The organism is Stappia indica, assembly GCF_009789575.1.
Taxonomy (GTDB): Bacteria; Pseudomonadota; Alphaproteobacteria; order Rhizobiales; family Stappiaceae; genus Stappia; species Stappia indica_A.
This window is the reverse complement of record NZ_CP046908.1, coordinates 3,921,372-3,939,343: the sequence shown is the minus strand read 5'-3', so window position 1 is coordinate 3,939,343 and position 17,972 is coordinate 3,921,372. Positions and strand designations below refer to the sequence as shown.

The window sequence follows — 17,972 nt, the reverse complement described above, 5'->3', positions numbered from 1 at the left end:
CAACGCGCGCCTACTCCCCGGACGGGCGGCGGGTCTCGCTGCGGGCGAAGGCGATGAACACGCCGATCAGCACCAGGCCGAGCCCGTACCAGGTGACCGCGTATTGCAGGTGGTTGTTGCGGAAGGAGACGAGCGTCTCGCCCGCCTGCGGCAAGCCGCCGGGCGGCGTCGCCTCGGCCCTCAGGTCGACGCTGAAGGGAGCGAGCGGCGCATCGTCGATCCCGAGCGAGGCGGCCATCTTCGGCGCCTCGCGCACGAACCAGACCTGCGTCTTCGGGTCGGCATCGAGCGTGAACATGTTGCCGCGCTCGTCGCGCCGCCACAGACCGGCGATCTCCACCTCTCCTGCCGGCGGCTCGCTGCCCGGCCGCGTCTCGGGCAGGCGGCGGGCCTCCGGCACGAAGCCGCGATTGACCATCACCACGGGGCCGGCATCGGTGCGGAACGGCGCATAGACCAGGTAGCCGGGCCCGCCGAAGGTCCCGCGCGGTTCGGTGAGCGCCAGATAATAATAGACCTCGCCGTCCAGGAACTTGCCCGTCAGGCGCACGGGCCGGTAGTCCCAGGCGTCCTCGTCGATCCCGGCCCACGCGTCCGGGCCGGGCGGATCGACGGGGGCAAGGTCGATGCGCTCCTCGACCCGCTCGATCAGGGCGAGCTTCCATTGCAGGCGCATGACCTGCCAGGTGCCGAGCGCCATCAGCGCGCAGAACACGACGAAGGCGACGAGGCCCGGCAGCAGCAGGCGGCGGCGTGAGGGCCGATATGCGGCGTTACTCGTCAACCCGGCCCTCCTGCGCGCTGTGCTTGTACTGCTGGGCGATCATCAGGCCTTTCAGCGGGCGCAGCAGCCCCAGGCCGAGAATGAGGGTGAGCGGCAGCCACAGCATCATGTGCAGCCAGATCGGCGGGCGCAGCGACACCTCGACGGCCAGCGCCAGGCCGACAACGACGAAGCCGACGAACATGATGATGAACACCGCCGGCCCGTCGCCGCTGTCGGCGAAGTCGAAGTCGAGCCCGCAATTGGAGCAGGACGGGCGCGTCGCCAGGTAGCCCTTGAACAGGCGGCCCTGGCCGCAGCGCGGGCAGCGTCCGGCAAGGCCGGTTCGCAGCGCGTCCTGCGGCGGATAATGCGCGCGGTCGACAGTCGGGTCAGTCATCGGCGTCGCGCTCCCGGCGCAGTTTTCCCCGCCCGGGACGGGTCAGGGACGGATCTCGATCAGCGTGCCGTTGGGAACGAGCTGCCAGATCTCTTCCATTTCCGCATTGGTGACGGCAATGCAGCCGTCGGTCCAGTCGGCATATTGATGCAGGGAGCCAAGCCAGCCCAGCCCGTTGCGCATGCCGTGGATCATGATCATCCCGCCCGGGACCTCGCCGCGCTCCGCGGCGCGCCGCGTGTCGGTCTCGTCCGGATAGGAGATGTGCAGCGACAGGTGATAGGCGCTTTGCGGGTTGCGCCAGTCGATGGTGTAGCGCCCTTCCGGGGTGCGGCCATCGCCCTCGCGCTGCTTGTGGCCGAGCGGGTCGCCGCCGAGCGAGATCGTATAGCTCTTCAGCACCGCGCCGTCCGCATCCAGCAGCTGCAGCCGGCGGTCCGCCTTCTCGACCAGAACCGTGCCGACCTGCGCCGCTGGCGCGACAGGGGTCTCACCAAACGCAAAGTCCGCGGCGGCAGGCGCCGCCGCGGACAGGATGAGTGCCGTCTTCAGCAGACGGGAACGCATGGGGCTCGCCTTGGCGTCAGTGGCCCGGACCGGCCGCCCAGACATAGATCGAGACGAACAGGAACAGCCACACCACGTCGACGAAGTGCCAGTACCAGGCCGCCGCCTCGAAGCCGAAATGCTTCTGCGGGGTGAACTGGCCCATCGAGGCGCGGATCAGGCAGACCAACAGGAAGATGGTACCGACGATGACATGGAAGCCGTGGAAGCCGGTCGCCATGTAGAAGGTCGCGCCATAGATCGAGCCGGAGAAGCCGAAGGCCGCATGGCTGTACTCGTAGGCCTGGACGATGGAGAACAGCACGCCGAGCAGCACCGTCAGCGTCAGGCCCCACTTCAGGCCCTCGCGGTCGTTGTGGACGACGGCATGGTGCGCCCAGGTGACCGTGGTGCCCGAGGTCAGCAGGATCAGGGTGTTGAGCAGCGGCAGGTGCCAGGGATCGAAGGTCTCGATGCCCACCGGCGGCCACACGCCGCCGGTCACCTCGAAACGGGAGTACTGGATGGTTTCGCCGGAGAACAGCGAGGCGTCGAAGAACGCCCAGAACCAGGCCACGAAGAACATCACCTCGGAGGCGATGAACAGCAGCATGCCGTAGCGCAGGTGCAGCTGCACCACCGGGGTGTGGTCGCCGGCCAGCGATTCGCGAACGGTGTCGCGCCACCAGCCGAACATCACGTAGAGCACGACCAGCAGGCCGACGGCGAAGATGCCCCAGCCGGCGAGGTCGACGCCGAACAGCAGGAACTCGTTGCCCTGGGTGTAGCGGAACAGGCCGACCGCGCCGAGCGCCATGATGAAGGCGCCGACGCCGCCGAGGAACGGCCACGGGCTCGGATCTACGATGTGGTAGTCGTGGTTCTTGGCATGCGCCATGGGTACACTCCCCCGATTGAAATCATGCCGCCGGCAGGCGGGCCTGCGCACTCACATGCGGTTGCTTGGATCCGGCGTCACGGCAGGAGCCGCGGCCACCGGCGTTTCAGGTCCCTTTGCAGGGAAGAACGTGTAGGAGAGGGTGATCTCCTTGATATGCTTCAGGTGCGGGTCCTCGTCCATCGCCGGATCGATGAAGAAGACCACCGGCATCTCGACGGATTCGCCCGCCGCGAGCGGCTGCTCGGTGAAGCAGAAGCACTCGAGCTTGTTGAAGTAGGCGCCCGCCTCGAAGGGCGTGACGTTGAACACCGAGGTGCCGATATTGGCGTCGCCCCCGTTGTTGTGCGCCACATAGGCGGTCTGCCGGCTCTCGCCCATGCGCAGCGTGATCGCGCGCTCCTTCGGGCCGAAATTCCACGGCAGGTTCGAGTTGACGTTGCCGTCGAAGCGCACGGTGACCGTCCGGTCGATGATCGTGCCGGTCGGCGCGTCGGCGCGCTGGGTGGTGCCGCCATAGCCGGTGACCTGGCAGAACAGTTCGTAGAGCGGCACGGCGGCGTAGGCCGCACCGACCATCGTCATCACGCCGCCGAGCACGGCGACGGCGATGCGCCGGTTCTTGCGGGCCAGCATCGCCTCGCGGTCGGGGGCGGTCGCATCGCGCGGCGTCGCGGATGCCTGGTCGGGGGTATCGGTCTGTCGCGTCATGCGATGCCTTCCTCTCGCAGGGTCCGTTACAGGGGGCGGTTCAGCACGCCCGGTCCCATCTTGACCAGCGTGATCACGTAGAACAGCAGCACCAGCCCGGCAATAGCCAGGCCAATGGCGAGCGAGCGCTTGCGCTGGCGCTTCTTCTGCTCTTCCGTCTGGCGGATGCCGTCGTCGTCGCTCACAGCCAGCCTCCGGCGATCAGGCGCGCAGCGACGCTGTCGGCCAGCAGCAGCGCGAAGACCAGGAACAGGTAGACGAGCGAGAAGGCGAAGAGCCGCACCGCCGCCTTGCGCGCCGCATCGCCCTCGCGCCGCGCGTAGACGCGAAGCGCGTACCAGACGAAGACGGCACCGAGCACGGCCGCGGCCGCGCCATAGGCCATGGAGGCGAAGCCGAGCAGCGCCGGGGCGACGCCGATGGGGGCCAGCAGCACCGAATAGACGAGGATCTGCGTGCGGGTCGCGTCCTCGCCGGCGACGACGGGCAGCATCGGCACGCGGGCGGCCTCGTAGTCGCCGCGCTTGAACAGCGACAGCGCCCAGAAATGCGGCGGCGTCCACATGAAGATGATCAGGAACAGGACGATGCTTTCCACCGTCACGGTGCCGGTCACCGCGGCCCAGCCGATCATCGGGGGGAAGGCGCCGGCGGCGCCGCCGATGACGATGTTCTGCGGCGTCGAGCGCTTCAGCCACATCGTGTAGACGACGGCATAGAAGAAGATGGTGAAGGCCAGCAGGCCGGCGGACAGCCAGTTGACCGCAAGGCCGAGCACCAGGACCGAGAAGGCCGAGAGCGTCAGGCCGAAGGCCAGCGCCTCCTCGGGGGTGACCTTGCCGGCCGGGATCGGGCGGCGCGCGGTGCGCGACATGATCGCGTCGATGTCGGCGTCGTACCACATGTTCAGCGCGCCCGAGGCGCCGGCACCGACCGCGATGCACAGGATCGCCACCGCGCCGAGCACGGGATGGATGCTTCCCGGGGCGATCAGCAGGCCGACCAGCGCCGTGAAGATGACAAGCGACATCACCCGCGGCTTGAGCAGCGCCAGGTAATCGCCGACATCGCCCTGTCCGCCATGGGCGGCGGCGTCCAGCCTGCGGTCCTGGTAGTCTGCGAGCGACATGTCTGCTCCGGTCTCTCTCGTGCGTCCCGCCCTCGGTGGGCAGGTCTCTCTCGTGCGTCCCGCCCTCGTTGGGCGGTCTCATTCTTGCCCGTGCCGATACGGCAGGCGGGCGGGAACCTCAATGGCGCGGCGCCCCGAAGGGCGCCTGCCGGGGGCAGGACCGATCGAAGGCCCTGCCGGGGGACCGCGCCGGAGTGCCGGCGCGGTCTGTCCGTGTCACGCCGGGATCACTTGATCCGCGGCAGGGTCTCGAACTGGTGGTACGGCGGCGGCGAGGACAGGGTCCACTCCAGCGTCGTCGCGCCCTCGCCCCACGGGTTGTCGCCGGCCAGGCGCTTCTTGGCGAAGGCCTCGAAGATGCCGAACAGGAACACCAGGACCGCGAAGGCCGAGATGTACGAGCCGTAGGACGACACCGCGTTCCAGCCGGCCATCGCATCCGGATAGTCGACATAGCGGCGCGGCATGCCGGCCATGCCCAGGAAGTGCTGCGGGAAGAACACGAGGTTCACGCCGACGAAGGTGATCCAGAAATGGGCCTTGCCGATGGTCTCGTTGTACATGTAGCCGAACATCTTCGGGAACCAGTAGTACCAGGCACCGAAGATGCCGAACACGGCACCCAGCGACAGCACGTAGTGGAAGTGCGCCACCACGTAGTAGGTGTCGTGCATCGCGCGGTCGAGGCCGGCATTGGCCAGCTGCACGCCGGTCACGCCGCCCACGGTGAACAGGAAGATGAAACCGACCGCCCACAGCATCGGGGTGCGGAAGGAGATCGAGCCCTGCCACATGGTGGCGATCCACGAGAAGATCTTCACGCCGGTCGGCACCGCGATGACCATGGTCGCCGCGACGAAATAGGCCTGCGTGTCGACGTCGAGGCCGACGGTGTACATGTGGTGCGCCCACACGATGAAGCCGACGACGCCGATGGCGACCATGGCGTAGGCCATGCCGAGATAACCGAAGATCGGCTTGCGGGCGAAGGTGGAGATGATGTGGCTGACGATGCCGAAGGCCGGCAGGATCAGGATGTACACCTCCGGGTGACCGAAGAACCAGAACAGGTGCTGGAACAGGATCGGGTCACCGCCGCCGGCCGGATCGAAGAACGTCGTGCCGAAGTTGCGGTCCGTCAGCAGCATGGTGATGGCGCCGGCCAGGACCGGGAGCGACAGCACCAGCAGGAAGGCGGTCACGAGCACCGACCAGGCGAAGAGCGGCATCTTGTGCAGCGTCATGCCCGGAGCGCGCATGTTGAAGATGGTGGTGATGAAGTTGATCGCGCCGAGGATCGAGGAGGCGCCGGCCACGTGCAGGGCCAGGATCGCCAGATCCATCGCCGGTCCGGGCTGGCCGGAGGTCGAGAGCGGCGGATAGATCGTCCAGCCGCCACCGACGCCGTTGGCGCCCGGAGGACCTTCCACGAACAGCGACAGCAGCAGCAGCAGGAATGCCGGCGGCAGCAGCCAGAACGAGATGTTGTTCATCCGCGGGAACGCCATGTCCGGCGCGCCGATCATGATCGGCACGAAGAAGTTGGCGAAGCCGCCGATCAGCGCCGGCATGACCATGAAGAAGATCATGATGAGGCCGTGCGACGTGGTGAACACGTTGAACGTGTGCGGATCGGTGAAATACTGCATGCCCGGCTCTTGCAGCTCCAGGCGAATGCCGACGCTGAGCGCGCCGCCGATGATGCCCGCGATGATCGCGAAGATCAGATAGAGGACACCGATGTCCTTGTGGTTGGTCGAATAGACCCAGCGCGTCCATCCCGTAGGACGGTCCTGATCGCCGTGCGCATGCGCTGCAGTGGCCATCTTCCAAGCTCCCTCGTTAGAGAATTTTACCTCGGCCCGTCAGTCCGGGGACAAGCCCATGTGAGCAAACCCGTGCGAACCTGTTCCGGCCCGGACCTGTCGGCGTGCGGGGCGATGCCTCGCACGCCGTGAAGTCGATCAGCGTGCGGCGACGTCCAGCGAGCCGGCTGCCGGGGCGGCAGCGGTGCCGGCCGGCTTGGCGATGGAGGCCATCAGCTGACGGGTGGCCTCTTCGACGTCGTCCTTGGCGGCTTCCGCCCAGGCCTGGAACTGCGCCTCCTCGACCACCCGGATGGCGATCGGCATGAAGGCATGGTCCTTGCCGCAGAGCTCGGAGCACTGGCCGTAGAAGATGCCGGTCTGCTTGGCGTTGAACCAGGTCTCGTTCAGGCGGCCGGGGATCGCGTCCATCTTCACGCCGAAGGCCGGCATGGCGAAGGAGTGCATCACGTCGGCTGCGGTGATCTGCAGACGGACCGTCTTGCCGACCGGCACGATGACCTCGTTGTCGACGGCCAGCAGGCGGGGATATTCCTCGATCGGCCGGTTGAAGGCGGCGGCACGCTCGGCGCGCTCGGCGTCCTCGCGCAGCATGATCGACTCGAAGGAAATGTCCGACAGGGCCTCGTCGGTGTACTCGTAGCCCCAGTACCACTGGTAGCCGGTCACCTTGATGGTCATGTCGTATGCCGGGATCTCGACCTGCTTGTAGAGCAGGCGGAACGAGGGGATCGCGATCATCACCAGGACGAGGATCGGGACCAGCGTCCACACCACCTCGATGAGGGTGTTGTGGGAGGTCCGCGACGGCGTCGGGTTGGCCTTGGAGTTGAAGCGCATGATGCACCACACCAAGAGGGCCAGAACGAACAGCGTGATGACCGTGATGATCACCAGCGTGAAATCGGTGAACCAGGTGATGTCTTCCATCACTTCCGTCGCGGCCGGCTGGAAACCCAGCTGCCACGGCGTCGGCTGGGCGGCCATCGCCGCACCGGCAAAGGCGAACGGGGCGAGCGCCGCCGCTGCAATCTTCGTCAGACGCTTGACCAGTCCTGTCACGTCCGTGCTCCCTTCCTGACCCCGCCGGCCAGCTGTGCCAGGCGAAATCCCACTACTGTCTCTTGCAGGCGCTGCGCCGCCATCGCTGGCTTTCGCAGGCGCTGCGCCAATCGTCTCTTGCAGGCGCCGCGCCGCCCAGGCGCCACGCCAAGCCCGTCGCCGGGTCACCCCGCGCCACGCCCGATACCCCTTAGCTTATCGCATGTCGAGATGACAGAAAGGGGTGTCAAAACGCCGCAAGGATTACTTGACCGCAGTTTGACCGATGTCAAAGTCGGCCTGAAAAACCATAAGCCGCCGCGTTGCGCAATCCAGTAGTTTCGGGAATGCCCAAATTCCGGCCGAATCCTCGCCTTCCTTTCGCCGTGGCCGGCGCGGACACCCCTCGCCGCGCCTTGCGTTCCGGGAAAGGGTAGCGTTCGGGCGGTTTCGCCTTGAAATCGACCTTTCGAGGACCGACAAAGCGGAATGCGCGCGGTTTCGCGCGAATCAGACGACGATCGCGCCCGTCCCGGGGACCCTTTGCCGCTTCTTCCTGCCGCACCGCGCCGCTGGCCGCGACCCGCAGGGCGGGGTGCAGGACGGGCAGGCGACACGGCGTGCCGCGCACCGGAAACGGGGCGCCGCGCACCACACGAAGACCGGGAAACCGGCCAAGGGAATTGTACCGCTGCGAACCTACGGAGTCTCGCCCGTGCCTGTTTTGACCAAGCCGACCACGTTCCGCCTCGCGGCCGTTCTCGCCCTTGTGGCCACCGTTCTGGCCAATGTCGTGGCCGTTCCGCTGGCCCATGCCCAGGGCGCGGTCCGCTCCGTGCACGGCGACTGGCAGATGCGCTGCGACACGCCGGCCGGCGCGCAGGAAGAGCAATGCGCGCTGATCCAGAACGTCACCGCCGACGACCGCGAGAATGTCGGCCTCTCCGTCATCGTGCTGAAGACCGCCGACAAGCAGTCGCGCCTGCTGCGCGTGCTGGCGCCGCTCGGCGTGCTGCTGCCGATGGGCCTCGGCCTTCGCGTCGACGATGCCGATGTCGGGCGCGCCGGCTTCGTGCGCTGCCTGCCCAACGGCTGCATCGTCGAGGTGGTCATGCAGGACGACCTGATCGAGAAGATGCAGAAGGGCAGTGCCGCCACCTTCGTCATCTTCCAGACGCCGGAAGAAGGCATCGGCATCCCGATCTCGCTGAACGGTTTCTCGGAAGGCTTTGCCGCCCTGCCGTAAGCGGCTTCTCGGTTTTTCCGGCGGGTTGAAGCCGGAGACGCGGATTTCGGCGGCCGGGTCGTCAACACAGATCGCTGGGTTTGTCTTTCCTTCACGCACTGAAGATCACGACGATCTTTCGCATGGCGGCAGTGAAGGCATATTGCCCGAGCCGCACTCTCTGCCTGTCACCCCGGTTCCGGCGAAGCCGGAGGCCGGGGGCCAGTAGCCAGGGGCGGTCCGGTTCCAGCCGTATTGTGCCGCCGCATGACCGGAGGCTGCCGCCGTCGCGGCACCATACGCCTCGGCGGATACTGGACGCCTGCCTGCGCAGGCGTGACAGCCTTGAGGGGTGGCTGGCGCCTCCATCTCGGCCGCCTCTCTAGAGAGACTCGCAACCTCCCCTCCGCGCTCAACTCCCGGCTGTTTTCGTCCCGCTGTCTCCGGCGGGGCTGTGCAAGTGCGGCCCGACCCCCTAGTTTCCCTTTCAGATACCTCTTTCGCGGGACACGACCGATGAGCGATGCCACGACCGACCTGATTGCCGGTGCCGGCCTGAGCGAGGAGCAGGCGCGCAGCGTGCTCGCCCGCGCTCTCAAGGGCGCCGACGACGGCGAGCTCTTCCTCGAATACCGGCAGTCGGAGAGCCTCGTCTTCGACAACGGCCGGCTGAAGGGCGCCAATTACGACACCAGCCGCGGCTTCGGCCTGCGCGCCGTTGCCGGAGAGGCCGCCGGCTACGCCCATTCCGGCGAGATCTCGGTCGCAGCGCTCGAGCGGGCCGCCGACGCAGTCTCCGCCGTCGCCTCCGGCCATTCAGGCACCTATGCGGAGGCCCCGCCGCGAACCAACGCAAGGCTTTACGGCGACGGCAACCCCATCGCCTCGCCGGTCTTTGCCGACAAGGTCACGCTGCTGCAGCGGATCGATGCCTATGCGCGGGCCCGCGATCCCAAGGTGCGGCAGGTCAGCGTCTCGCTCGCCAGTTCCTGGCAGGTGGTGGAGATCCTGCGCGCCGACGGGCACCGGGTGCGCGACGTGCGCCCGCTGGTGCGCTTCGGCGTCTCGGTGGTCGCCGGCGACGGCAGCCGGCAGGAAAGCGGCTCGCACGGCTTCGGTGGGCGCGACATGGTCGAGGCCTTCCTGACCGAGGACAGCTGGAAGCATGCCGTCGACGAGGCGCTGCGCCAGGCGCTGGTCAATCTGGAAGCGGTGCCCGCTCCCGCCGGCAGCTTCGACGTGGTGCTTGGCCCCGGCTGGCCCGGCATCCTGCTGCATGAGGCCGTCGGCCACGGGCTGGAAGGCGACTTCAACCGCAAGAAGACCTCCGCCTTTGCCGGCCTGATGGGCCAGCGCGTCGCCTCGAAGGGCGTCACCATCGTCGACGACGGCACCATCGGCGGCCGGCGCGGCTCGCTCACCGTCGACGACGAGGGCACGCCGAGCGGGCGCACCGTGCTGATCGAGGACGGCATTCTCACCGGCTACATGCAGGACCGCCAGAACGCCCGGCTGATGGGCGTCGCCCCGACCGGCAACGGCCGGCGCCAGTCCTTCGCCCATATTCCGATGCCGCGCATGACCAACACGGTGATGCTGGCCGGCGACCGCGATCCGGGCGAAATCCTGGAAGGCGTCAAGGACGGCATCTTTGCGGTCTCCTTCGGCGGCGGCCAGGTCGACATCACCAGCGGCAAGTTCGTCTTCTCCTGCACCGAGGCCTACCGCATCGAGAACGGACGCATCGGCGCGCCGATCAAGGGCGCCATGCTGATCGGCAACGGCCCGGACGCGCTGACGCGGGTCGAGGCCATCGGCAACGACCTGGCGCTCGATCCGGGCATCGGCACCTGCGGCAAGCAGGGCCAGGGCGTGCCGGTCGGCGTCGGCCAGCCGACCCTGCGCATCAACAAGATGACCATCGGCGGCACCGCCGTCTGAGGCGGGAGCCTCGGATGGTGGCAGTTGGGGCAAGGCGCGCCTCCTTAAAGCTCCTTGGCTCCGCCCTCTCCTTGCGTCCTCCCGGGCACCGCTCTGCCTCCCCCTCGGACGTCATCCCGGCCGCAGGCGAAGCCGGAGAGCCGGGAGCCATTGGCAACCTCGGCAGGCGTTGCATCGCACCTCCCGTCCATTCCGCCCTTCGGGGCCGCATGCCGTCTCGCTGCCGCTCTGGCAGCCAATGGGCCCCGGCGCGCGCTGCGCTTGGCCGGGGTGACAACAGAGGGGATGTGAGGCCGTACCTTTTTCTCAGGACGTCATCCCGGTCCAGCGCAGCGCAGAACCGGGAACCATTGGCACCCTTAGCCGGCATGAGGCGGAAGGCCGTCGCTTCCCAAGCCCCTCGCTCCGACCCCTCCGGCGTCTTCCCGGGCAAGGCGCTGCCTCCCTCTCCCAGCGCCCTCTTGGGCACCGCTCTGCCTCCCCCTCGGACGTCTTCCCGGCCGCAAGCGAAGCCGGAGAGCCGGGATCCATTGGCAACCTCGGCAGGCGTGAGACGGGAGGCAGCCGCCGCCTCCCAAGCTCCTCGCTCCGCCCTCTCCCAGCGTCCTCCCGGGCAAGGCGCAGCTGCGACCCGGGACCGGCGGGCCACGGCGCTTGCGCGTCGTCCCAGGCGCTGCCGGCGCTTCAAAAAACGGCGATCACGCCTCGCCCAGAAGGAACGGCAGCAGCGCGGCGAGCGTTGCCGCCGGGGCCTCTTCCACCAGGAAGTGGCCGGCATCGACGCCCTGCCCGCGCACGTCGCTCGCCCAGCGCGACCAGGTCTCGACCGGGGTCGCGGTCTTTTGCGCCAGGCCCCCGTCGCCGTAGAGCGTCAGCAGCGGGCAGGCGATCTTGCGGCCCGCCTCGCGGTCGGCAGTGTCGAGCGCCATGTCGATGGTCGCGCCGGCCCGGTAGTCTTCGCAGGCCGCGTGCTGGCGGGCCGGCTGAGAGAACGAGGCCCGGTAGTCGGCGAGCGCGCGCGCATCGAAGGCCGACAGGTCCTTGCGCGCCGTCCAGCTCGCCAGCGTGTGGTCGAGATAGAAGTCGGGGGCACCACTGATCAGGCGTTCGGGCAGCGGCTTCGGCTGGGCCAGGAACAGCCAGTGATAGATGGCCATGCCGTAGCGCCAGTCCATGTTCTGCCAGTAGTCGTAGGTCGGCAGGATGTCGAGCACGGCGAGCCGCCGCACCTTCTCCGGATGGTCGAGCGCCATCCGGTAGCCGACCCGCCCGCCGCGGTCGTGGCCGGCGACCATGAAGCTGTCGTGGCCGAGCCCGGCCATGACCGCGACCATGTCGGCCGCCATCGCGCGTTTGGAATAAAGGTGATGGTCCGCATCGCCCTCCGGCGCACTCGAACGGCCGTAGCCGCGCAGATCCGGCACGACGACGGTGAAGTGGCGGGAAAGTTCTCCGGCAACAGTGTGCCACATCGCGTGGGTCTGGGGATAACCGTGCAGCAGCAGGAGCGGGGGACCCTCGCCGCCACTGATGCGATAGAAGATATCCACGCCCTCGCCGCGGGATATCCCCGCCGCGAAGCCTGGAAAGAGATCGTCATCGCCCTGCATCGAAGCCTCCCGAGCCATCCGGTCGGCAGGCCCTCCTCGCGGAACCTGCTCGGGCGCGATTGAAGCGCCTGCGGCCGTCCGGCGCAATCGGCGATTTCGAGAGGCGATTCTCGAATTTTACGAATTTCGAGACGGAATTTCGCAAAATCCGTCTCGAAATTCTGCAAGCGCCGAAAGCGGCCCTCAGGCCGTGCCGTCCTCGCGCGCGACCGCCCGCCAGCCGATGTCGCGGCGGCAAAAACCTTCAGCCCAATCAATGCGTTCGATGGCGGCATAGGCGCGCTCGCGGGCTTCCGCGACGGTGCGCCCGAGCGCCGTGACGTTGAGCACGCGCCCGCCGTTTGCGAGCAGCCGGCCGTCGTCGTCGCGCCGCGTTCCGGCATGGAAGACCTTGAGCGCGGGGTCCCCCTCGAGCGCCTCCAGACCGTGGATAACCGTGCCCTTGTCGTAGACGCCGGGATAGCCGTTCGCGGCCAGCACCACGGTCAACGCCACCTCGTCGCGCCAGCGCGCGCCGACCTTGTCGAGCGTCCCGTCGATGCAGGCGAGCATCAAGGTGACGATGTCGTCCTTGAGCCGCATCATCAGCACCTGGCACTCCGGATCGCCGAAGCGGACGTTGTATTCGATCAGCTTCGGGCCGTCCGCGGTCATCATCAACCCGGCATAGAGCACGCCGACGAAGGGCGTTCCCTCGGCGGCCAGCGTTGCCACGGTCGGCTCGACGATCTCGCGCATGGCGCGCTCGGTCAGCTCCGGCGTCATCACCGGCGCCGGGGAATAGGCGCCCATGCCGCCGGTGTTCGGGCCGGTGTCGCCCTCGCCCACGCGCTTGTGGTCCTGGGCGCTGGCGAGCGGCAGCACGTTGCGGCCGTCGGACAGCACGAAGAGGCTCGCCTCCTCGCCTTCCAGGAATTCCTCGACCACGACCTCGGCGCCGGCAGCGCCGAATTCGCCGTCAAAACAAGCATCTACCGCGGCGAGCGCCTCGGCCTCGGTCATCGCCACGACGACGCCCTTGCCGGCGGCAAGCCCATCCGCCTTGACGACGATAGGCGCGCCGACCTCAGCGATATAGGCCTTGGCGGCGGCGGCATCCGTGAAGCGGCCATAGGCGGCGGTGGGGATCGCGGCACGGGCACAAAGGTCCTTGGTGAAGCCCTTCGAGCCTTCCAGGCTCGCCGGTGCCTTGCGCGGACCGAAGGCCTTGATGCCGGCGTCCATCAGCTCGTCGACGAGGCCGGCGACCAGCGGCCCTTCCGGTCCGACGACGACGAGACCGATCTCCTGGTCGCGGCAATAGGCGATGACGGCAGAGGGGTCGGAGGTGTCGAGCGCGACGCAGGTGGCTTCCTCGGCGATGCCGGCATTGCCGGGGGCGACGTGGAGGCGGCCGGTCAGCGGCGAGTTGGCGATGGCCCAGGCAAGGGCGTGTTCGCGGCCGCCGGATCCGATCAGGAGGATATTCATCTGTCGCTCACCCCGTCGCGATGTTTTTGAGGAATTGCCGCCTCCTAGCCTGCGGCGGGGTCGCAGACAAGCCCTGACGCGCCCGCTGGCCTTTCATCCGCAGCCCAAAGGCGGTATCACGGCGCGGGCGGATAGCCGACAGGTGAGGCGATGCAAAACGACACGATCGCGGGCCGCGTGGCGGATGCGGTGCGGGGACACTGGGTCGACACAAGGGCCCCGGAATGGCTGCGGCCCTACGCAAGACTGGCGCGCTGGGAGCGGCCCATCGGCTGGTGGCTGCTGCTTTGGCCGTGCTGGTGGTCGGCCGCGCTTGCGGGGATAGCCGGCGGCCGGGCCGGGCCCGACCCCTGGCACCTTCTGCTCTTCATGATCGGCGCCATCGCCATGCGCGGCGCCGGCTGCACCTATAACGACCTCGTCGATCAGGAGATCGACGACAAGGTCGCGCGCACCCGCTCGCGTCCGCTTCCCTCCGGCCAGGTCACTCGCGGGCAGGCGAAATTCTTCCTTTTGTTGCAGCTAGTTGTCGGACTGGCTGTGCTGCTTCAGTTCAACGGCTTCGCCATCCTGCTCGGCATCGCCTCGCTGGCGGTCGTTGCGGTCTATCCGTTCATGAAACGGGTGACGAACTGGCCGCAGCTGTTTCTCGGCCTTGCCTTTTCCTGGGGTGCGCTGATGGGCTGGGCGGCCGCGTTCGGCCGGCTCGACTGGCCGGCGGTGGCGCTGTATTGCGGGGGCATCCTGTGGACGATCGGCTACGACACGATCTACGCGCATCAGGACAAGGAAGACGACGCGCTGGTCGGGGTGCGCTCGACCGCGCGCCTCTTCGGAACGTGGACAAAGCCGGCGCTCGCCGCCCTTTACGGCGGGGCGACGGTGCTGTTCGCGCTGGCGCTGTTCGGAGTGGATGCGGGACCGGCGGCGTTCCTCGGCCTGGCCGTCGGCCTTGCCCATCTGGTCTGGCAGATCGTCCGGCTCGACATCGACGATCCGGACCAGTGTTTGAAGCTGTTCCGCTCCAACACGAGCTATGGCTGGATCCTGTTCGCCGGTCTCGTGCTGGACGCGATGGTGCAGGCGCTCCTGTAAAAAGCGCCTGCTTTTCAATCAATTACGGGCGATCAGCTCGCGCTCGCCGCGATGGACGGCGGAGGCCTGCGAGCGGCTGCCCGGCTTGCGGCGCAGCAGGAAGCGCGGCCGGCGAGCGGTAAGGGCCGCGACGCGGCGGCGGGTCGGCGCCATCGGCGTACGCCCCGGATTGCCGGGTCCGTCGATGCGGCTGACGCTGCCGTCCGGCTCGACCAGGAGCAGCGGCAGGCCGAGGGCCTCGCCCCAGGCGCACCAGTCTTCGGCAAGGTCCTCGAGGCGGTCGTCGCACGCCAGTTCGATGGACATTGCGGGATCGCGGTGCATCAGGCCGATACGGGCCTTCAGCGTGCCCGGCGCCTCGCCCGGCGTGACCTCGGCGAAGACGCCGAGGAAGACGGCAACCGGCTGGGCAAGGGTCAGCGGCAGGCCGGCGAGCCGGCGTTTGACGATGACCTGCTGGCGGTCGATATAGACGTCGAGTTGCGTCGGCTCGCAGGCCGTGCCGCGGGCCGCGAAGCGGTGCGGCATCTGCGAGGGATCGAGCCGCGCGGTGCGGCCCGATCCTTTGGCAGTGGCGTCCTGATGTGCTGTTTGACGGCTCAATTCGCTCTCCATCGGGCCAATGTTTTTGTCTGGCCTCTGATGGGTTCACACTAGCAGCGAGCCGTCCCGATCTGCTTAACAAGCACGGTTAACACTTTCCGGTTGCAACCAGGGTTAGGGATTGGTCACCGAACACGGCAAACAAAACCTGAACCGCCACAGCGACCGGCTTGCCGAAGCGCAGCCCCGGCACTACGGTCGCCAGCGACCGCTCAGCGGACCGCCTCCCGCCCCGCAAGGACCACGAGATGCAGCACCCGATTGACCAGACACGGCTGATGGACGAGGCCCGCGCGCTCGTCGCTGCCGCCCTCAAGGCAGGCGCCGACGCGGCCGACGTGGTGGCCGCCACCGGCGTCTCGCTCGGCGTCGAGATGCGCGAGGGAAAGCTTGAGGAGAGCGAGCGCTCGGAGGCCGACGACGTCACCTTGCGCGTGTTCTGCGGCCACCGGGTCGCCAGCGTTTCCTCCAACGACTTCCGCGAGGGCGCGACCCTTGCCGAGCGCGCCGTCGCCATGGCCCGCGTCGCCCCGGAGGACCCGTTCGCGGGCCTCGTGCCGGCCGCAGAGCTCGCCAGCGAGTTTCCCGATCTCGAACTGCTCGACGCGGTTGAGGTGGATGCCGAAGCGCTCACCGAGCGCGCCCGCGAGGCGGAGGCCGCGGCCCTTGCCGTGAAGGGCGTCAGCCGCTCGGGCGGCGCCAGTGCCTCGTTCCGCCTCGCCGGCATGGTTCTGGCGACCAGCGAAGGCTTTTGCGGGGGATATCTCGTCTCGCGCCACGGCGTCTCGGCGACGGCGGTCGCCGGCGAAGGCACGGCGATGGAGCGGGACTACGACTTCGACAGCCGCGGCTTTCTCGCCGACCTTGCCGATCCGCGCGAGATCGGCCGGCGTGCCGGCGAGCGGGCCGTCGCCCGGCTCAACCCGCGCAAGCTCTCCACCCGCACCGCCGATATCGTCTACGAGCCGCGCGCGGCACGCTCGCTGCTGGGGCATTTCGCCGGCGCCATCAATGGCGCGGCCATCGCGCGGGGCACCAGCTTCCTGAAGGAGCGGATGGGCGAGCGGATCTTCGCCGCGGGGACCTCCATCACCGACGACCCGACCCGGCCGCGCGGCCCGGCGAGCCGTCCCTTCGACGGCGAGGGCCGTCCGGTGGCTCCGCTGGTGCTGGTGGAGGACGGCGTCCTGAAAACGTGGCTGCTGGATACGCCGGCGGCACGCGAACTCGGCCTTGCCCCCAACGGGCGGGCATCGCGCGGGGGCGCGGGCACCAGCCCCTCGACCACCAACCTCACCCTGTCGCCCGGCACGCGCTCGCAAGAGGAGATGCTGGCAGAGATCGGCACCGGCCTGCTGGTCACCGACCTCATCGGCCACGGCGTCAACGGCGTCACCGGGGATTACTCGCGCGGAGCTTCGGGCTTCTGGATCGAGGACGGCGCCATCGCCTATCCGGTCTCGGAGATCACCATCGCCGGCAACCTGATCCCGATGTTCGCCTCGCTGGAAGCGGGCAGCGACCTCGACACGCGCTCGGCCTACCAGGTGCCGAGCCTGCTGCTGAAGGGCCTCACCATTGCCGGCGAGTGACACGCGCTCCAATCGCGAGGACATGGAGCTGATCGCCCGGGCCGCACGCGCGGGCGGCGAAATCGCCCTGTCCTATTTCCGCAAGGATCCGCGCCGCTGGACCAAGGAGAACGACTCCCCCGTTTCCGAGGCCGACCTTGCCGTCGACCGGCATCTGGCCGAGGCGCTGCAGGCCGCGCGCCCCGACTACGGCTGGCTGTCGGAGGAAACCGCCGATGACAGCTCGCGGCTGGCGGCCCGGCGCAGCTTCGTGGTCGATCCGATCGACGGGACACGCGGCTTTCTCGCCGGCTCCGGCGAATGGACCGTGGCCATCGCCATCGTCGAGGACGGGCGGCCGGTGGCGGCCGCGCTGTTCCGGCCGGTCGGCAACGATCTCTACACCGCGACGCTCGGCCAGGGCGCGACGCTGAACGGGCGCGAAGTCGCCGTCTCCGGCCAGTTGGTGCTGGCGGGCGCCAGCGTCGCCGGCCCCAAGTCGATCACCGGCCAGGGGCCGATGATGCGAACCGGCATTTCCCATGCCGGCTACGTGCCCTCGCTCGCCCTGCGGCTGGCGCTGGTCGCGGAAGGGCGGATCGATGCCGCCGTGGTGCGGGAAAATGCCTGCGACTGGGACCTTGCAGCGGCCGACCTTTTGGTGCAGGAAGCGGGCGGCCGGCTCGAGGATCTCGACGGGCAGCCGCTCTCCTACAATCGGGCGAGCGTCCGGCATCCGGCACTGGTGGCCGGTCCGCCAGCCCTTGCCGCCCCGCTGCGGCCGATCCTCGCGCAGCTCTTGACGAACCCGTGATGCCGGCCGGACCCTCCGGCCAGATCCTTGCGAACCCTGTTTGCGGAGTGACGTTCATGACGACCACCGAACCCGGCAAGCAACTGCTCCATCTCGTCTTCGGCGGCGAGCTCGAGCATGTCGACGGCCTGACCTTTCGCGATCTCGAAGACCTCGACATCGTCGGCATCTACCCCAACTACGCCAGCGCCTACACCGTGTGGAAGCAGAAGGCGCAGCAGTCGGTCGACAACGCCCACATGCGCTACTTCATCGTTCACATGCACCGGCTGCTCGACCCCGAGACCGAGGGCAAGTAACCCTTGGCAAGCCGTCTTTCCCGGGATCCG

Annotated in this window: 18 protein-coding genes; 6 read left to right on the top strand and 12 right to left on the bottom strand. The window is 68.2% G+C overall.

Going from position 1 to position 17,972, the window contains the following annotated elements:
- Positions 1 to 10 precede the first annotated feature (10 nt).
- The 9 genes from GH266_RS18375 to coxB all read right to left on the bottom strand — a co-directional run bounded on the left by GH266_RS18375 (position 11) and on the right by coxB (position 7,335).
- On the bottom strand, positions 11 to 784 hold the full coding sequence (locus tag GH266_RS18375; RefSeq protein WP_158195114.1) for an SURF1 family protein: 774 nt from the start codon (positions 782 to 784) through the stop codon (positions 11 to 13).
- A complete protein-coding gene (locus GH266_RS18370; protein WP_158195113.1) occupies positions 774 to 1,163 on the bottom strand; it encodes a DUF983 domain-containing protein in 390 nt (129 codons plus the stop codon). The genes GH266_RS18375 and GH266_RS18370 overlap by 11 nt, the downstream gene beginning before the upstream one ends.
- A 42-nt stretch (positions 1,164 to 1,205) precedes the next feature.
- Positions 1,206 to 1,730 carry a L,D-transpeptidase family protein gene (locus GH266_RS18365; RefSeq protein WP_158195112.1) on the bottom strand — a complete coding sequence of 175 codons (525 nt, stop codon included), beginning with the start codon at positions 1,728 to 1,730 and terminating at the stop codon, positions 1,206 to 1,208.
- Between the two features lie 16 nt (positions 1,731 to 1,746).
- Positions 1,747 to 2,607, bottom strand: coding sequence for a cytochrome c oxidase subunit 3 (locus tag GH266_RS18360; RefSeq protein WP_158195111.1), 861 nt, complete (start codon positions 2,605 to 2,607; stop codon positions 1,747 to 1,749).
- Positions 2,608 to 2,658: 51 nt separating this feature from the next.
- Positions 2,659 to 3,243, bottom strand: coding sequence for a cytochrome c oxidase assembly protein (locus GH266_RS18355; protein WP_158196300.1), 585 nt, complete (start codon positions 3,241 to 3,243; stop codon positions 2,659 to 2,661).
- Positions 3,244 to 3,344: 101 nt separating this feature from the next.
- Positions 3,345 to 3,503: a hypothetical protein gene (locus tag GH266_RS23280; protein WP_199270368.1), complete on the bottom strand. Its 159-nt coding sequence runs from the start codon at positions 3,501 to 3,503 to the stop codon at positions 3,345 to 3,347.
- Positions 3,500 to 4,447 carry a heme o synthase gene (locus GH266_RS18350; protein ID WP_158195110.1) on the bottom strand — a complete coding sequence of 316 codons (948 nt, stop codon included), beginning with the start codon at positions 4,445 to 4,447 and terminating at the stop codon, positions 3,500 to 3,502. Before GH266_RS18350 ends, GH266_RS23280 begins: the two co-directional genes overlap by 4 nt.
- 227 nt (positions 4,448 to 4,674) lie before the next feature.
- Complete coding sequence (gene ctaD / locus GH266_RS18345; protein WP_158195109.1) at positions 4,675 to 6,273, bottom strand: cytochrome c oxidase subunit I; 1,599 nt, start codon at positions 6,271 to 6,273, stop codon at positions 4,675 to 4,677.
- A gap of 138 nt (positions 6,274 to 6,411) precedes the next feature.
- Complete coding sequence (gene coxB, locus GH266_RS18340) at positions 6,412 to 7,335, bottom strand: cytochrome c oxidase subunit II (protein ID WP_425329549.1); 924 nt, start codon at positions 7,333 to 7,335, stop codon at positions 6,412 to 6,414.
- A gap of 694 nt (positions 7,336 to 8,029) precedes the next feature.
- On the opposite strand from coxB, the gene GH266_RS18335 reads away from it, so the two are divergent.
- Together GH266_RS18335 and tldD are read left to right on the top strand one after the other, a co-directional pair.
- Positions 8,030 to 8,560: an invasion associated locus B family protein gene (locus GH266_RS18335; RefSeq protein ID WP_425329548.1), complete on the top strand. Its 531-nt coding sequence runs from the start codon at positions 8,030 to 8,032 to the stop codon at positions 8,558 to 8,560.
- 495 nt (positions 8,561 to 9,055) lie between these two features.
- On the top strand, positions 9,056 to 10,480 hold the full coding sequence (gene tldD, locus GH266_RS18330; RefSeq protein WP_158195108.1) for a metalloprotease TldD: 1,425 nt from the start codon (positions 9,056 to 9,058) through the stop codon (positions 10,478 to 10,480).
- A 698-nt stretch (positions 10,481 to 11,178) separates the two neighbouring features.
- On the opposite strand, the gene GH266_RS18325 is transcribed toward tldD, so the two are convergent.
- Together GH266_RS18325 and purD are read right to left on the bottom strand one after the other, a co-directional pair.
- Positions 11,179 to 12,090 carry an alpha/beta hydrolase gene (locus GH266_RS18325; RefSeq protein WP_158195107.1) on the bottom strand — a complete coding sequence of 304 codons (912 nt, stop codon included), beginning with the start codon at positions 12,088 to 12,090 and terminating at the stop codon, positions 11,179 to 11,181.
- Between the two features lie 183 nt (positions 12,091 to 12,273).
- On the bottom strand, positions 12,274 to 13,560 hold the full coding sequence (purD, locus tag GH266_RS18320) for a phosphoribosylamine--glycine ligase (RefSeq protein WP_158195106.1): 1,287 nt from the start codon (positions 13,558 to 13,560) through the stop codon (positions 12,274 to 12,276).
- A 150-nt stretch (positions 13,561 to 13,710) separates the two neighbouring features.
- On the opposite strand from purD, the gene ubiA reads away from it, so the two are divergent.
- Positions 13,711 to 14,655, top strand: a complete 945-nt coding sequence (gene ubiA / locus GH266_RS18315; protein WP_158195105.1) for a 4-hydroxybenzoate octaprenyltransferase — start codon at positions 13,711 to 13,713, stop codon at positions 14,653 to 14,655.
- Positions 14,656 to 14,673: 18 nt separating this feature from the next.
- Here ubiA and GH266_RS18310 read toward each other — a convergent pair whose 3' ends face one another.
- Positions 14,674 to 15,258 (bottom strand): DUF6101 family protein, encoded by a 585-nt coding sequence (locus tag GH266_RS18310; RefSeq protein ID WP_209001486.1) that lies wholly within the window; start codon positions 15,256 to 15,258, stop codon positions 14,674 to 14,676.
- Positions 15,259 to 15,506: 248 nt separating this feature from the next.
- Here GH266_RS18310 and GH266_RS18305 point away from each other — a divergent pair, with 248 nt between their 5' ends.
- From GH266_RS18305 to GH266_RS18295, 3 genes are read left to right on the top strand one after another with little or no spacing between them, the layout of a single operon-like run.
- Positions 15,507 to 16,850, top strand: coding sequence for a TldD/PmbA family protein (locus GH266_RS18305; protein ID WP_158195104.1), 1,344 nt, complete (start codon positions 15,507 to 15,509; stop codon positions 16,848 to 16,850).
- On the top strand, positions 16,837 to 17,643 hold the full coding sequence (locus GH266_RS18300; protein ID WP_158195103.1) for a 3'(2'),5'-bisphosphate nucleotidase CysQ: 807 nt from the start codon (positions 16,837 to 16,839) through the stop codon (positions 17,641 to 17,643). The genes GH266_RS18305 and GH266_RS18300 overlap by 14 nt, the downstream gene beginning before the upstream one ends.
- A gap of 56 nt (positions 17,644 to 17,699) precedes the next feature.
- Positions 17,700 to 17,942, top strand: coding sequence for a DUF4170 domain-containing protein (locus GH266_RS18295; RefSeq protein ID WP_158195102.1), 243 nt, complete (start codon positions 17,700 to 17,702; stop codon positions 17,940 to 17,942).
- Positions 17,943 to 17,972 lie beyond the last annotated feature (30 nt).

What these genes read in the sequence shown, in the direction of transcription:
- tldD (WP_158195108.1), top strand. Translation starts at nt 9,056, where the DNA reads ATGAGCGATGCCACGACCGACCTGATTGCCGGTGCCGGCCTGAGCGAG.
- GH266_RS18365 (WP_158195112.1), bottom strand. Translation starts at nt 1,730, where the DNA reads ATGCGTTCCCGTCTGCTGAAGACGGCACTCATCCTGTCCGCGGCGGCG.
- GH266_RS18350 (WP_158195110.1), bottom strand. Translation starts at nt 4,447, where the DNA reads ATGTCGCTCGCAGACTACCAGGACCGCAGGCTGGACGCCGCCGCCCAT.
- GH266_RS18295 (WP_158195102.1), top strand. Translation starts at nt 17,700, where the DNA reads ATGACGACCACCGAACCCGGCAAGCAACTGCTCCATCTCGTCTTCGGC.
- GH266_RS18370 (WP_158195113.1), bottom strand. Translation starts at nt 1,163, where the DNA reads ATGACTGACCCGACTGTCGACCGCGCGCATTATCCGCCGCAGGACGCG.
- ubiA (WP_158195105.1), top strand. Translation starts at nt 13,711, where the DNA reads ATGCAAAACGACACGATCGCGGGCCGCGTGGCGGATGCGGTGCGGGGA.
- purD (WP_158195106.1), bottom strand. Translation starts at nt 13,560, where the DNA reads ATGAATATCCTCCTGATCGGATCCGGCGGCCGCGAACACGCCCTTGCC.
- GH266_RS18305 (WP_158195104.1), top strand. Translation starts at nt 15,507, where the DNA reads ATGCAGCACCCGATTGACCAGACACGGCTGATGGACGAGGCCCGCGCG.
- ctaD (WP_158195109.1), bottom strand. Translation starts at nt 6,273, where the DNA reads ATGGCCACTGCAGCGCATGCGCACGGCGATCAGGACCGTCCTACGGGA.
- GH266_RS18325 (WP_158195107.1), bottom strand. Translation starts at nt 12,090, where the DNA reads ATGCAGGGCGATGACGATCTCTTTCCAGGCTTCGCGGCGGGGATATCC.
- GH266_RS18355 (WP_158196300.1), bottom strand. Translation starts at nt 3,243, where the DNA reads ATGCTGGCCCGCAAGAACCGGCGCATCGCCGTCGCCGTGCTCGGCGGC.
- GH266_RS18360 (WP_158195111.1), bottom strand. Translation starts at nt 2,607, where the DNA reads ATGGCGCATGCCAAGAACCACGACTACCACATCGTAGATCCGAGCCCG.